This window comes from Billgrantia pellis (assembly GCF_008297955.1).
Taxonomy (GTDB): domain Bacteria; phylum Pseudomonadota; class Gammaproteobacteria; order Pseudomonadales; family Halomonadaceae; genus Halomonas; species Halomonas pellis.
Window position 1 is genome coordinate 206,605 of record NZ_VTPY01000008.1, and the last position, 14,560, is coordinate 221,164.

The 14,560-nt window shown below is 62.2% G+C and carries 12 protein-coding genes and 1 pseudogene; 4 read left to right on the forward strand and 9 right to left on the reverse strand.

What is annotated here, in order from left to right; genetic code table 11:
- From F0A17_RS19600 to F0A17_RS19610, 3 genes are all read right to left on the reverse strand, one after another.
- Positions 1-1,254, reverse strand: coding sequence for an ABC transporter permease (locus F0A17_RS19600; RefSeq protein WP_149330050.1), 1,254 nt, complete (start codon positions 1,252-1,254; stop codon positions 1-3).
- Between the two features lie 84 nt (positions 1,255-1,338).
- The gene (locus tag F0A17_RS19605; protein WP_149330051.1) at positions 1,339-2,463 is read right to left on the reverse strand and encodes an extracellular solute-binding protein; all 1,125 of its coding nucleotides are present in this window, start codon (positions 2,461-2,463) and stop codon (positions 1,339-1,341) included.
- Positions 2,464-2,512: 49 nt separating this feature from the next.
- Positions 2,513-3,658 (reverse strand): ABC transporter ATP-binding protein, encoded by a 1,146-nt coding sequence (locus tag F0A17_RS19610; RefSeq protein ID WP_149330052.1) that lies wholly within the window; start codon positions 3,656-3,658, stop codon positions 2,513-2,515.
- 454 nt (positions 3,659-4,112) lie between these two features.
- Here F0A17_RS19610 and F0A17_RS19615 point away from each other — a divergent pair, with 454 nt between their 5' ends.
- The 3 genes from F0A17_RS19615 (at position 4,113) to F0A17_RS19625 (ending at position 8,256) form a co-directional block, all read left to right on the forward strand.
- The gene (locus F0A17_RS19615) at positions 4,113-4,532 is read left to right on the forward strand and encodes a universal stress protein (protein WP_149330053.1); all 420 of its coding nucleotides are present in this window, start codon (positions 4,113-4,115) and stop codon (positions 4,530-4,532) included.
- Between the two features lie 39 nt (positions 4,533-4,571).
- Entirely contained in the window at positions 4,572-6,254 is a 1,683-nt protein-coding gene (locus F0A17_RS19620) for a BCCT family transporter (RefSeq protein ID WP_149330054.1), read from the forward strand.
- Positions 6,255-6,471: 217 nt separating this feature from the next.
- Entirely contained in the window at positions 6,472-8,256 is a 1,785-nt protein-coding gene (locus tag F0A17_RS19625) for a putative bifunctional diguanylate cyclase/phosphodiesterase (protein ID WP_149330055.1), read from the forward strand.
- A gap of 52 nt (positions 8,257-8,308) precedes the next feature.
- Here the strand turns inward: F0A17_RS19625 and F0A17_RS19630 are convergent, their stop codons facing one another.
- From F0A17_RS19630 to F0A17_RS19640, 3 genes are all read right to left on the reverse strand, one after another.
- Positions 8,309-9,034, reverse strand: coding sequence for a 3'-5' exonuclease (locus F0A17_RS19630; RefSeq protein WP_149330056.1), 726 nt, complete (start codon positions 9,032-9,034; stop codon positions 8,309-8,311).
- A 4-nt stretch (positions 9,035-9,038) separates the two neighbouring features.
- Positions 9,039-10,952, reverse strand: coding sequence for a DUF294 nucleotidyltransferase-like domain-containing protein (locus F0A17_RS19635; protein ID WP_149330057.1), 1,914 nt, complete (start codon positions 10,950-10,952; stop codon positions 9,039-9,041).
- Positions 10,953-11,088: 136 nt separating this feature from the next.
- Positions 11,089-11,484: a DUF4168 domain-containing protein gene (locus F0A17_RS19640; protein ID WP_149330058.1), complete on the reverse strand. Its 396-nt coding sequence runs from the start codon at positions 11,482-11,484 to the stop codon at positions 11,089-11,091.
- A 192-nt stretch (positions 11,485-11,676) separates the two neighbouring features.
- Between F0A17_RS19640 and F0A17_RS19645 the strand changes: the two genes are divergently transcribed.
- Complete coding sequence (locus F0A17_RS19645) at positions 11,677-12,591, forward strand: DMT family transporter (RefSeq protein WP_149330059.1); 915 nt, start codon at positions 11,677-11,679, stop codon at positions 12,589-12,591.
- A gap of 10 nt (positions 12,592-12,601) precedes the next feature.
- Here F0A17_RS19645 and mtgA read toward each other — a convergent pair whose 3' ends face one another.
- The 3 genes and pseudogenes from mtgA to F0A17_RS19660 form a co-directional block, all read right to left on the reverse strand.
- Entirely contained in the window at positions 12,602-13,315 is a 714-nt protein-coding gene (mtgA, locus tag F0A17_RS19650; protein WP_149330060.1) for a monofunctional biosynthetic peptidoglycan transglycosylase, read from the reverse strand.
- Positions 13,316-13,339: 24 nt separating this feature from the next.
- Positions 13,340-14,194 carry an S-formylglutathione hydrolase gene (gene fghA / locus F0A17_RS19655; RefSeq protein ID WP_149330061.1) on the reverse strand — a complete coding sequence of 285 codons (855 nt, stop codon included), beginning with the start codon at positions 14,192-14,194 and terminating at the stop codon, positions 13,340-13,342.
- A gap of 166 nt (positions 14,195-14,360) precedes the next feature.
- Positions 14,361-14,560 (reverse strand): annotated as a pseudogene (locus F0A17_RS19660) (S-(hydroxymethyl)glutathione dehydrogenase); the annotation flags it as partial.

The following is a 14,560-nucleotide window of genomic DNA, read 5'->3' on the forward strand; positions in this document are numbered from 1 at the left end:
TTACCCCAGCTTGACCTTGTCGACGCCGATCAGGCGGTTGAATACGAGATAGCAGACCACGACCACGAACAGCAGGATCGAGGCGATGGCGGCCGCCAGCCCCCAGTTCAGCGATGTCTGCATGTGATAGGCGATAGTGTTGGTAATGAAGCGCCCCGACTGCCCGCCCACCAGTGCCGGCGTGATGTAGTAGCCGATGGAGAGGATGAAGACCAGGATGCCGCCGGCGGCAATGCCGGGAAGGGTCAGCGGGAAGTAGACGCGACGGAAACAGAGGAAGGGCCGCCCGCCCAGCGAGCGGGCCGCTCGCATGTAGCTCGGTGAAATGGTCTTCATCACCGAGTAGAGCGGCAGGATCATGAACGGCAGCAGGATATGGGTCATGGCCACGATGGTGCCGGTCTTGTTGTGGATCATCTGCCAGCGCGCGTCGTCGGCGATGACACCGAGAGCAACCATCAAGTCGTTGAGTATGCCCTGTGACTGAAGAATGGCGATCCAGGTCGTGGTGCGCACCAGCAGCGAGGTCCAGAACGGCAAGAGCACCAGGATCAACAGAAGGTTGGAGTATCGCAGCGGCAGACTGGCCAGCAGAAAGGCGATCGGATAGCCGAGCAGCAGCGTCAGCGCCGTGATGACCAGGCTCATCCACAGCGTGCGCCAGAACAGGGAGACATGGATCTCGAGATGCGCCGGCACCTTGACGATATCACCCGCCGGAGACAGCTGACGGTCCACCGCGGCCAGGTAGTAGGAGAGCGTCCATGGCGAAGTCTCGCGCTGAAGGATCTGCCAGGTATCCCGTTCGCCCCAGGTAGTGTTGGCCGCGATCAACGCTTCCTTGTATGGCGGATCCAGGGTGCGCAGGCCGCGCGCCGTGCGGTTGATGGTCGAGCGCATGCCCGACTTCTCGTAGTTGAGGCGGCTCGACAGCAATCCCAGGTTGCGCGCCTCCTGGCCGACGCGGAGGTCCTCGGCCAGGGCCGCGAATACCTCTTCACCGGGCAGCGACTCGCCGTCCCATCCTTCGAGCGCGGCAGCCGTACGCGAAAGCTGGGTCGAAACCTCGGGATTGTCGACGCTGCGCCACAGCATGTCGGCGATGGGCATGACGAAAGCCACAACCAGGAACAGCAACAGCGGCGATACCAGCAGGAAGGCCCTGATTCGCGAACGTCGCACGGCTCGCCGCAGGCTGGTCTTCAACGGTATGCCATCGGCGGTGGTCAAGGGAATGGCGGAAGACTCGGACACGCGACCTCTCCATGCAGCGACCGGATAGTGCGGTAGGCTAAGCGGAAGGCCGCCACCCGGTATCTCCGGGTGGCGGTCGGCCCGTTACTGGGCCAACCAGGCGTCGAAACGCTGCGTCAGCTCGTCGTTGTAGTCGGCCCAGAATTCATCATCTTTGGGAATCGCCGTGGCGAAGTTGGGCTCGTAGGTCGGCATGTGCTCTTCCATCTCGATACCGGTCTCGGCATGGGTCGACACCATGGGCGATGAGGAAACGCGAGCCGGACCATAGGAGATGTATTGGGCTTGATCGGCGAGCCGCTGGGTGTCGGTAGCGAAATAGAGGTAGTCACGCACCTTGTCGAGCTTGCCGGTGGGTACCACCCAGCCGTCCAGCTCGAAGACTTGAGCGTCCCAGATGATCTCGAAGGGCTGGTCCTCGGTCACCATGGCATTGAAGATCCGTCCATTGTAGGCCGAGGCGAAGGCGACTTCCCGGTCCGCCAGCAGCTGCGGCGGCTGGGCGCCCTCCTCCCACCAGATCACGTGATCCTTGATGGTATCGAGCTTGGCGAAGGCGCGCTGAATCCCCTCCTCCGTCTCGAGCACATCGTAGACGTCCTCCGGCGCCACGCCGTCGGCGACCAGGGCCCATTCCAGGTTATTGATCGGCTTACGTATCAGGGCACGCTTGCCGGGGTAGTTCTCGAGATCGAAGACGTCGTGAATAGTGCCGGGCTGAGCGTCGTCAGGGAACATCTCGGAATTGTAAGCGACGATGTTCGAATAGACGATGGAAGCCACGAAGCATTCCCCCAGCGCGCCGTCGACGAAGTCCTCGCTCGGCGGCGTGCCGTCGGGCGCATCGGCCAGCAGCTCATCGTGATCCAGCGGCTCGATCAGGCCCTCGGCGCAGGCGATCATGGCATCGGCCGGCAGCATGTCGACCAGATCCCAGGTCACGTTGCCGGCCTGGGACTGAGCGCGCAGACCGGCCAGGGCGTTACCGCTGCGGTCGATATTGACGATCTCGTCGCCCGTCTGCGCCATCCATGGCTCGTGGTACGCCTTTTGCTGGCTCATGCTGTAGGCACCGCCCCAGGAGACGATATTGAGCGTCTGCTGTGCCTGGGCCAGACTCGACAGCCCCACCAGCGAAACGCCTGCCACGGCGCAGGCGACCAGCCCGCGCCCCCCGCTCTTCCCTGCACGATTGTCGTTATAAGGCATGGTTCTTCTCCGTTCGTTGTGCTTGTTGGTATGACGGCGGTATCGGCTGTCAGGCGTCCAAAGCCCGGCAGTCGCGACTGGACCAGCCGACTTCAACGGTCTGGCCCGGCCTTAGCGAAGGAAATCCCTTCGCATTGGGCGTCTTGATGATGAACTCGTCATTTCCGCACACCTCGAGACGGGTTCGCAGATGGTCCCCGAGATAAATCACTTCCCTCACCTCGGCCTGAAATCGGTTGTCGAACGCCGCCTCGTCGCCCTCGCCCACGATTCCAACTCGCTCGGGGCGCAGCGAGAGCGTCGTGCGCGCACCGATACCGCCGGCCGCCACCGGCCGGGCAGCGACCGTCTCGCCGCTGTCGAGACGGACCTCGCAGCGATCGCCGATCGACTCGATCACCTCTCCGTGAAGCCGATTGTTCTCACCGATGAAATTGGCGACAAAGGCATTCTCGGGCGCTTCGTAGAGCGTTTCGGGACTGGCGAGCTGCTGCACCACGCCATCGTTGAACACAGCGATACGATCCGACATGGTCAACGCTTCGGTCTGGTCATGGGTCACGTAGATCATGGTCACGCCCAGTTCGGCGTGGATACGCTTTATCTCGTACTGCATCTCCTCGCGCAGGTTCTTGTCGAGCGCTCCCAACGGCTCGTCCATCAGCACCAGTTCCGGCTCGAAGACCAATGCACGCGCCAGCGCCACGCGCTGCTGCTGACCGCCCGATAGCTGTGCCGGGCGGCGATCGCCAAAGTCATCGAGTCGCACCATGGCCAACGCCCGCGCCACCTGCCGCTTGATTTCCTCTTTTGGGAGATGGCGAACCTGAAGGGGAAAGGCGAGATTTTCAGCTACCGACATGTGCGGAAAGAGGGCGTAATTCTGGAATACCATACCGATGCCGCGCTTGTGCGGAGGCAGGTCGTCGATCGGTTCGCCCTGGAGCAGAATCTGACCATGGGTGGGGGTCTCGAACCCCGCCATCATCATCAGGCAGGTGGTCTTGCCGGAACCGGAGGGGCCCAGCAGTGTCACGAACTCGCCGCGTCGAACGTCCAGGTTGAACCCCTTCACGACCAGCTCGACACCGTCATAGCTCTTCTGGACGTCGATGAAGCGCGCGAAGCAGGCGTCCGCTACGGCTGTCGCCTCACCTGCGTCGTCTTGTTTTTCTCGTTGCAGGCTAACGTTCATTCAGCGTTCCCATGTCGACCAGAGAGTGGCGAGGCGAGGCTTGCCTGCCCCGTCTCAAAGCGAACCGGCCGTATTTCTTGTCAGTATGTAAAGACCGTATCCCTACGCAACCAGGGCTGCAATCCTCGCTGAGTTCAAATATCGTTGAATGAAAAATAGACAGCAAAGGAAAACAACATTACGCCCTGTTACAGACTCGGCGGCTAACGCCTCGCTGGCAATGCATCGACGCGACCGCCGGAGCGGCTCGGCAGTTTGGTTCATTTCGTGTACAATGCTTGTTCATCATTCAGGCCGGGGGCAAACCTCCCGGCCTGAACCGTTACGCTGGCATGATCCACCAAAGTCGCCACACTTCTAGTGGAAACGCGATCGTAGGGAAGGATGAGCGATAGGGACGTGCAATCCGGCCTTTCGATGATCGTGAGATTCACGCGAAGAAGGAGAGCACGACATGTACAAGAAGCTCATGGTACCCGTGGACCTGGCCCATATCGGTGTGCTCGAGCCCGCGCTGCAGGTAACGGCCGATTTGGCCCGGCATTATGACGCCGAAGTCTGCTACGTGGGAGTCACCTCAACGACACCCAGTAACGTGGCCAGGACCCCCGAGGCGTATCGGCAAAAGCTCGACGACTTTGCTCGGCAGCAGGCCGCAGAGCATGGACGCCCCGTCAGCACGCGAACCTTGAGCAGTGCGGATCCGGCTGCCGATCTCGATGACCTGTTGCTACAGGCGATCGAGGACGTCGATGCCGACTTGGTGGTCATGGCCACGCATCCCCCGAAACATCTGGGCGCCATCCTGCCGTCCCATGGCGGCAAGATCGCCACGCATACCGATGTTTCGGTCTTTCTTATCAGGCCCGCCTAGGCCTGACCGAACCCACACCGCGACAAAAAACGTCACACAATGGGAGAGCGCAACGTGGAAAACGATCCTCGCGACGAGCGCCCTGGGGAGACCGATACCTCCTCTGAAGGCGTGCCGGCCCCAGAGGGACCGGCCAACCTGATCGATACCGACTACGTCATCGGGCAGGACAACCTGGCCACCAGCAAGCTGGGGTTCAGCATCGACCTGCACGGCAAGGTCTTCACCATCTCGGCCCTGGTCACGGTCTTTTTCGTGGTTCTCACTCTCGCCCTACAGGCCGAAGTGGAGCCGCTGTTCAACGCCCTGCGCGATTGGCTGACCGGCAATCTTTCCTGGTTCTTCCTGCTCGCCGGCAACATTTTCGTCCTGCTCTGCCTGGGGCTGATCGTGTCGCCGCTGGGTAAGGTGCGTATCGGCGGCATGCATGCCAAGCCGGACTTCAGCTATTCCGGCTGGTTCGCCATGTTGTTCGCTGCAGGCATGGGTATTGGCCTGATGTTCTACGGCGTCTCGGAGCCGATGTCGCACTTCGGCGCGGCGCTGGGGGGCACTTCCGTCGAGGATGGCGTGCGTACCGATTGGGCACCGCTGGGCGCCGCCGAAGGCGATACGGAAGCGGCTGCACGCCTGGGCATGGCCGCTACCATCTATCATTGGGGGCTGCACCCCTGGGCCATCTACGCCGTGGTCGCGCTGGCCCTCGCCATTTTCTCGTTCAACAAAGGCCTGCCGCTGACCATGCGCTCGATCTTCTACCCGCTGCTTGGCGAGCGTGTATGGGGTTGGCCGGGGCATGTCGTCGATATCCTGGCGGTGTTCGCCACCCTCTTCGGCCTGGCCACCTCACTGGGCCTCGGAGCGTCCCAGGCGGCGGCCGGATTGGCCTACCTATTCGGCGTTCCCGAGGCAGATGTCACCATGGTGCTGTTGATCTTGGGCATCACTGCGGTGGCCATCGTGTCGATCCTCGCCGGGGTGGACAAAGGCGTACGCCGGCTCTCGGAAATCAACATGGGACTGGCGGTACTGCTGCTGCTGTTCGTCATTCTGGTCGGCCCGACCCTGCTGATCCTGACCGGCTTCTTCCAGAACCTGGGGAATTATCTGGTCAACCTTCCCGCGCTGTCGAATCCCTTCGGCCGCGAGGATGCCAACTTTTCCCAGGGCTGGACCGCCTTTTACTGGGCTTGGTGGATCTCGTGGTCGCCCTTCGTCGGCATGTTCATCGCACGGGTGAGCCGCGGACGCAGCGTGCGCGAGTTCCTGGTTGCCGTCCTGCTGGTGCCGTCGCTGGTCTCGGTGCTGTGGATGACCGCCTTCGGCGGCACCGCGATCGATCAGTTCGTCAACGCTGACTTCGAGGGAGTGCGCGACGCGGCGCTCGAATTGCAGCTGTTCGTCATGCTCGGCGAGCTGCCGCTCACGGCCATTACCTCATTCGTGGGCATCGTGCTGGTCGTGGTATTCTTCATTACCTCGTCTGACTCCGGCTCACTGGTCATCGACACCATTACCGCAGGTGGCAAAGTCGATGCTCCCAAGCCGCAGCGCGTGTTCTGGGCCATCATCGAGGGTGTCATCGCCATCGCCCTGTTGCTGGGCGGCGGGCTGACCGCCCTGCAGGCCATGGCCGTCTCTACCGGTCTGCCTTTCACGTTGGTATTGCTGGTCGGCTGCTATGCCATCATCAAGGGCCTGATGAGCGAGCCACGCGGCTGACACCGCTCCCATCCGGCCAGGCGGCGCTTGCGCCGCCTGGTTGCTTTCCAGCCACTCATGCGGGGCGACTTGGCTCGCCCAGAACCCTGGGCGAAAGTCATTTTTTTGTATTCGTCAAGTCCTTTTCCATGACGACGGGCCACTAGCAACGTGCGGTCGCTTCGGGCATATTCCCTGAAGCTCACTATAACTATGCTTAAGGAGCCGTTCTCCGCCCATGATGGCCCCCGAAGACGCCTTTCGTCTGCTCGCCGATGGCTTGGGCAAGGCCGGCACCCCCCAAGCGCTCGATCATCTGGTCGAACGCCTTGCGTCGATATTCGAAGGGGACCATGTGCTGGTCGGCAAGTTGTTGTCAGACAACGCCTCCATCCGCACCGTTGCCTTCTGGTCGCGCGGTTCTCTCCAACCCACTTCGGTCTATGAGCTTGCCGGCACGCCATGCGAGCATGTACTGAACGACCAGGTTTGCGAGTTTTCCGAAAGCGTTCGTCAACGTTTTCCCCACAGTGAGCTGTTGCAGGAATTGGGAGCGGAGAGCTATGTGGGCATCCCGCTGCATGCTCCCGAAGGACGTCTCGTCGGCCTGCTGGCGGTTCTTTCGGGGCATACGTTGCACATGGCGGATTACGCCCCCGAAGTGCTGCGTATCGCCGCTGTCCAGGCGGGAGCCGAGATGGCTCGCCGAGCAGAGGAAGAAAAGCGCCGCAGCAGCGATTATCGCATTCAGCAACTGATCTACTGGGATAGTGTCACCGGGTTGCCCAATCGGCGTTACTTCATGGAACGCCTGGAGGAAGCCTGCGAGCAGGCCCGACTGCGCGACAACTGCCTCGGTTTGCTATATCTCGACCTGCAGCGCTTCCGTCAGATCAACGATACCCAGGGACACGAGCTCGGCGATATGATGCTGGCCGAGATCGCCGGGCGCTTCGGTGCCCAGACCGAGCCGGGGGAGTTCGTCGCCCGTCTGGGCGGTGATGAATTCATGGTTCTGCTGACCGATACCCGGCCGGCCGCCATGGCCCATGCCATCGAGCGCTACCGCAACAGCCTCCTGCCACCGATCCAGCTCGCCGAGCGAAGTTTTTCCGTTTCAGCCAGTGTCGGCGCCGCGCTGTTTCCCCGCGATGCCGATACCGCCCAATCGTTGTTTCAGCACGCCAGCATCGCTCTCAATCATGCCAAGCGTGACAACAGCCGCACCCGCTTCTTCAATGCGACAATGGCCGATGAGCTGCAACAGCACGAGGTGCTGGAAGTTCGCTTTAGCGAAGCCTTGGCCCAAGGACGGCTATCGCTTGCTTTCCAGCCCCAGTTCAGCCTCAAGACCGGCAAGCTGATCGGCGCGGAGGCGCTGTGCCGTTGGCATGATGATATCCTCGGCCACGTCAGCCCCGGTATTTTCATTCCCCTGGCAGAGGAGCAGGGGCTGATACGTCAACTGGGCGAATGGGTGCTGGATGCCGCCTGCCAGCAACTGCAGACCTGGGAGCACCGGGGCAAGCCATTCCCGGGGCGGCTATCCGTCAACGTTTCGGCCCAGCAGATGGACGATCCGCGCCTGGCGGAACACATCCAGCGCATCGCCACCCGCATCCCTCCCGGCAAGCTCGGCCTGGAGCTCACCGAGAGCGGCCTGATGCGCAATCCCGAACAGACCGTGCGCATCACCCGCGCTCTGTGCAACGCGGGCTTCAGTCTGGCGATCGATGATTTCGGAACTGGCTACTCGTCACTCACCTACCTGAAGCGCTTTGCCGCCGACACCCTCAAGATCGACATGTCGTTCGTCAAGGATATGCTCAAGAGCAGCCACGACCATGCCATCGTCGCCACGATCATTGCCATGGCCCAGACGCTAGGCATGCTGACCGTGGCCGAAGGGGTCGAGGAAGCCGAACAGGCCGAGGCCCTGCGTGCACTGGGCTGCACCGGTGTGCAGGGCTTCCATTTCGGCCGTCCGGTGGATGGGGACACCTTCGCCGGCCTCTGGCTCTAGACCGTACGTCTCCTCACGCGACTGAGTGGGGACACGCGGCTCGCGACCCTGCCTAGCTCCACAACTCATGCACGGGCATCGATAGGCGGTAGTGATGCGCTATTTGTGCCTGGAGCAGTTCCGCCGTGGCCAGCGCATCGACCAGAGCATGGTGCCCATGGTAATCCGGCAGGCCATAGCGTCGTCGGGAGTCAGGCAAGCGTATCGACACGGGTGGCCGGCGCATCCAGCGACGCAGGCGTGCCCAGGGCGAAAGACGATGTCGGCGTGCCTCCAGAGACATGGTATCGATCATCGGGAAGCGCGCCCCCTCGCCCAGTCGAGCCCTAATTGCCGCGTCAAGGAAGGGTCGCTCGATATGGCGGTAGTGCACCACCACCAGTCGGCCAGCCAAGGTTTTCAGCAGCTCCGGTAGGATCTCAGCCAGATCCGGCGCCGCCTCGACTTCGGTATGGGTGATGCGATGCAAGGTAATGGATTGACCCGACAGCGGCCGCGTTGGCCGCACAATCCAGTGGCGTCGTCGCGCCAAGGGTATGCGCGCCAGCGTGAAGGGCACTGCTCCAATACTGACGATGGCATGACGCTGCACGTCCAACCCGGTGGTTTCGAGGTCCAGTGCCACCAGGGGCGCTTCGCCAATGGGAGTATCCGGGGCCGGGCAGCCGGCAGCGAAGAAACGCTGGAGCAAAGGACTTTGCGTCTCGGTCGCTCGCTGCTCCAGGTACGTCGGCCATTCCCGTGCCTCGGCTCGCCGCGATAGCCGATGCGACAGCATGGATTCAGCGCTCCCGGCTGCTATGCGGCGGGATCGGGTAGCGGTACTTGAGGAACTTCTGGGCGTGGCTCAGTACCTGGAAGGCATCCTTGAGATGGTGCCGTTCACTGTCGGCGACGTTCTCCGGCTCAATATTGTTGTCGGGGGTGTGTTCATGCTGGATATCGTAGACCTGATGGCGAATCCTCACCATCGACAGCAGCTCCATGGCATAGCGAAGCTTGTCGCCTGCGCCCGGGGCCAGCAGTTGGGTCCTGTCGATGTCGTCCAGTCGCTCGAAGCTGTTCTGGGCGCTCGAGCCACAAGCGAGGGCATGGATGCGAATCAGATCGACCATGGGCGCGGTGCCCCGGCGCTTGATGTTGATCGAGTTGTTATGCTTGCCGTCCTTTTCCATCACGAAAGTACGAAACACTCCCAGAGGAGGCTTGCGATTCAGGGCATTGCGCGCCATGGCCGCCAGGAACCGAGGGTTTTGCGGCGCCTTGCGCGCGATCTGATCCTGAAGCTGCTCAACGTAGGCCTCTTCGCCATAAGCGCTATCGAGATCGAAGAAGATGGAACTGTGTAATAGACGCTCCGGAGTGGGCGTCTCGATCCACTCGTCGAAGTAGCGCTTCCACACCGACAGAGGCTGGCGCCAACGAGGGTTCGTGGCCATCACCTCGCCCTTGCAGTAAGCATAGCCGCAGGCGTCCAGGCCATCGCAGACGCGCTGGGCCAGTTCGGCGAAATAGGCGTCATGGCGCGTCGGTTCGAAATCGTCGGAAAGGATCAGCGCATTGTCCTGGTCGGTGACGACGGTTTGCTCGTTGCGCGCCATGGAGCCGTTGACCATGAAGCAATAGCCCACCGGCGGCGGCCCCAGCGCCTCTTCCGCCAGCTCCAGCAAACGGCGCACGAAGCTGCGTCCGACGGTCGACAGCGCACTGCCGACCATCTGCGAGTTGGCCCCCTCTTCCACCATGCGCACGAAAGCGGCACGTACGTCCGGCGCCAGGCGAGCCAACCCCTCGACGCTCGACTGGCTGAAGATGTTGCTGACCAGGTACAGGCTGCTGTGGGTCTCGTAGCGAATAATGTCGGAGAGGTGCAGGACCCCCACCGGCCGCCGACGGTAGAGCACCGGAAGATGGTGGATATTATTGCGCAGCATGCACAGCATCGCTTCGTGCACCGATTCATCCGATTGTATGGTGATCGGCCGTTTGCCGATCAGTTCTCCCACCGGCGTGTCGGGCGGCAGGCCTTCGGCCACGATGCGCGTACGAAAGTCGCTATCGGTGAGAATGCCGCGCAATCGCCAGGCGCGCTTCTCGCTGTCGATAAAGGTGTGGCGGGGATCGCCGTCGGACGCATCGAGAATCAACGCCGCCGTGGCCTGTGCCTCACTGATCTGACGTGCCGCTTGCTGCACCGTAGTGGAGGCTTCGAGCATGACCGGGTAACGCGTCAGCAGCTTGCGCACCCGGGTAATGATCATGTCGTTGGCCTTCCGGTGCTCTTCCACCGCCGCTTCCAGGCGCGGCCGCTCCAGCTCCACGAAGTCGGCAAAGTGTTCATCGGCCTCGCAAAGACGCAGGAAGACATCCTCGGGGATGAAATAAAGCAAGGTGTCTTCGAGGGCAATGGCGGGAAAGCGCACCCGGTTGTTTCGCAGCAGGCTGAACTGACCGAAGATATCGCCCTCACCCAGGCGGTTGTAGAGCTCCCCCGTACGGCGCCGGATCTCTACGGCACCGCTGCGGATATAGCACAGCTCGTGCAGTTCCTGATCGAGGCGGAGAATGTCGGTGCCGGCCTGAAAGTAGCTGACCTCGACCCGACCGGCCACTTCGTCGAGCAGCGCGTCATCGAGGACATCGAAGGGCGGAAAGCGCCCCATGTGCTGGCGTATTTCGAGTATTTCCGTGTCCATGCGCTGTCCGGGTTCCCTTAAGTCCTTGCCAGTGTGTAAACGCCAGGGGACGATGTAAAGTGCGTCGCATGTTCCAACATGAACAGGGGCCACCCGAAGGCGGCCCCTGTGAGACGTTACGTTGCCGAAAGCCGGATCAGGAAGATTGCTCGGCCATCTGCTGCACGCGTTGCATCAGTTCCGGATCCTGCTGGATGGCATGTCCGATGGCATTGAAGGTATCCACGTCGAGGCCATTTTCCTCGACCACTTCGACCATCTTGTCATTGGCCTCCATGCGCACTTCCTGTTGGCTCTGCTCATCTTCCGCCGCATGCAGGCGCTCGGTATATTCCTGGGAAATCACGGCAATGTCCTGGGAGGCATCCGCAAACTGCTGCAGCTGATCGTCGGAGAAATCCTGAGCAGGTGCCTGCGCCTGTGGCTGACCGGCTGCCGGGTCCTGAGCGGAATCTTGCTGGGCATAGGCTTGTCCAGCGACCAGGCCGGCCGTCAGCAGGGCAGCCGAGAACAGAGCAGTCATCCGTTGCATGAAATACCTCCAAGGGTGTTGCAGTGTATGTACGAAGTCTGACGAGGGGCTGCCGATTGAGTTCAGTTTTTTATGTTACGGAATGTAGTTCCGTATGGAAGAATGAACCTTGCAAGAATGTTATCCTGCTAGCGTTTGCCCGCTCGCAAGCGGTATCGTCGATAACTCGCCCTGAATAAGGACATCCCTCTGATGACGACCACTACCACTTCCCGTCTCGACGCCGTGCTGCTGGCCAGTATGCCGGTACTGTTCGTGGCGCTGTGGAGTACCGGTTTCATCGGTGCCAAGTTCGGCCTTCCTCATGCCGAACCGTTCACCTTTCTCTTCGTGCGCTTCGTCTTGACCCTGGCACTCCTGTTCCCGCTAGTGAAACTGCTGGGTAGCGGCTGGCCCCAGGGGAACGCGCTGCGGGCGCATATTGCGGTATCGGGCCTGCTGGTGCATGGCGCCTACCTGGGCGGAGTCTTCTACAGCATCTCACTCGGCATGCCCGCCGGTCTTGCCGCCCTGTTGGTCGGTCTTCAGCCGTTGTTGACCGCCACCTTGGCGGGTCCTTTGCTGGGCGAACGCATCACCCCGATCCAATGGCTCGGGTTGGCGCTGGGACTGGCCGGTATTGCCCTGGTACTTGGCAGCAAGCTCGACCCGGGCACGAGCCTGTTCCAGGGCTTTGGCCTTGGCGCGCTCGCCTGCGTGCTGGTCGCCCTGGCCGGCATCACCCTGGGCACGCTCTATCAGAAGCGCTTCTGCACCGGCATGCCGCTGCTCTCGGGCACGGCAGTGCAGTATCTCGCGGCAGGCGTTCTGCTCGGCCTCGGCGCGCTGCTGTTCGAGGATCGCCATATCGAGTGGACGCCGACCTTCATCCTGACGCTGGCTTGGCTGGTGCTGGTGCTCTCGATTGCCGCGATCCTGTTGCTCATGGCCTTGATTCGGCGCGGCGAGGCGTCCCGCGTGGCGAGTCTGTTCTATCTGGTGCCGCCGGTCACGGCATTGCAGGCGTGGTGGCTATTCGACGAGCGCTTGCCACTGGCGGCGCTGATCGGCATGGCCGTGACCATCGTCGGTGTGGTCATGGCGGCACGCGGCCAGGCTCGAGGCTGATGCCGCCGGCTCATTCGGCGCCCAGTCGCTCGAGATAGCGGGCGCCGCCGAGATTGCGCATCTGTTGTCGTATCCATTGGCTGCGCCGTTCGACGTGAGGGCCCGGGCGGGTCGCGTCCCAATGGCGCGGATTTGGCAGGATCGCCGCCAGCCGGCTGGCATGGACCTCGCTCAGTCGGTCGGCCGACACGCCGAAGTAGTGCTGCCCCGCTGCCTCCAGACCGAACACGCCATGATCCCACTCGACGATATTGAGGTAGACTTCGAGAATGCGCTGCTTGGGCCATAGCGCCTCGATCAGCACGGTGAACCAAGCCTCGAACCCCTTGCGCAGCCAGCTGCGCCCGGTCCAGAGGAACAGGTTCTTGGCCGTCTGCTGGCTGATCGTGCTGGCCCCCCGCAGCTTCGCCCCGTTTCGGCTCGCCTCCCAGGCGCGACGCATCTCATCCACGTCGAACCCGCGATGCACGGGGAAACGCTGATCCTCGGCGGCAATCACCGCCAGCTTGGCATGGTCGGAGAGTTCGGCCCACGGTCGCCATTGGTGGTGTATGGGTAACGCTTCGCCAGCCAGCCAGGCCTCGACCTTTCGCTCGAGCATGACCGTCGACCCGTAGACGGGCACATGGCGCAACAGCATCACCAGCAGGATCGAGACAATGACGAAGGCGGCCCCGACCAGGGCCGCCCAGCGTAGTGCGCGATGAAGCCAGAAGCGGATCATTCGCCTCCTTGTCAGAGGGTTCGCTCAGTGCTTGAAGAGGTGCTCGGCATGATAGCGAAGATGGTCCTCGATGAAGCTGGCGATGAAAAAATAACTGTGATCATACCCCGGCTGGCGACGCAGCGTCAGGGGGTGATCATGCTCACGGCATACCGCCTCCAACCGTTCGGGCTTGAGTTGCTCCTCGAGAAAATCGTCGGCCTCGCCTTGATCGACGAACAGATGCTGGCTCGAGGCACCCTTGGCCACCAGCTCGCAGGCATCGTACTGCGTCCACTCCCCCGGATCATCGCCCAGATAACCGCGGAAGGCCTTGCGCCCCCATGGGCACTGGCTGGGGTTGACGATCGGCGAGAAGGCCGACACCGAGCGGTAGTGGCCGGGGCGACGAAGCGCTAAGGTCAGCGCGCCATGGCCGCCCATGGAGTGGCCGCTGATCGACTCCCGTCCGTTGACGGGGAAGTGCTGGCGTACCACCGACGGCAATTCCTCCGCCACGTAGTCGTACATGCGGTAATGCCGCTTCCAGGGTTCTTGGGTGGCATTGACATAGAAACCGGCGCCGGAGCCGAAATCGTAGCTGTCATGCTCCCCCGGCAGGTCAGTGCCTCGTGGGCTGGTATCGGGGCACACGATGGCGATACCCAGCTCGGCGGCGATACGCTGGGCCCCCGCCTTCTGCATGAAGTTCTCGTCGCTACAGGTCAGGCCCGACAGCCACCAAAGCAGGGGCACTCGCTCGGTTTCGGCCTGGGGCGGCAGATAGATGGCAAAGATCATCTCGCAGTCGAGCGCCCGCGAACGGTGCCGATAGCGCTTGTGCCAGCCGCCAAAGCTCTTGTTGGCCGAAACCGGCTCGAGATGTTCGGTCATGGTCATGGGTGCTTCTCCCTCGATCCCTGGGCAGCGGCGCGCCGACCGCCGGTGGAAACATTATGGCTGACTTCGCGCCGCGCGTCGGTCGTGGACCGCCCCTTCGCGTGCTGACTTTTCATAACGCAAAGAAGGGGCGCGTCTCACTTGCGCGGGTCCGGGCGCCTATCAATCAATAGTGCAGCACGGTGCGGATGCTCTTGCCCGCATGCAGCAGCTCGAACGCCTCGTTGATCCGCTCGAATGGCATATCGTGGGTAATGAACTCGTCGATCTTGATCTCGCCGTTCATGTAACGCTCCACGTAGCCGGGCAGCTCGCTGCGCCCCTTCACCCCACCGAACGCCGAGCCGCGCCACACGCGCCCCGTGA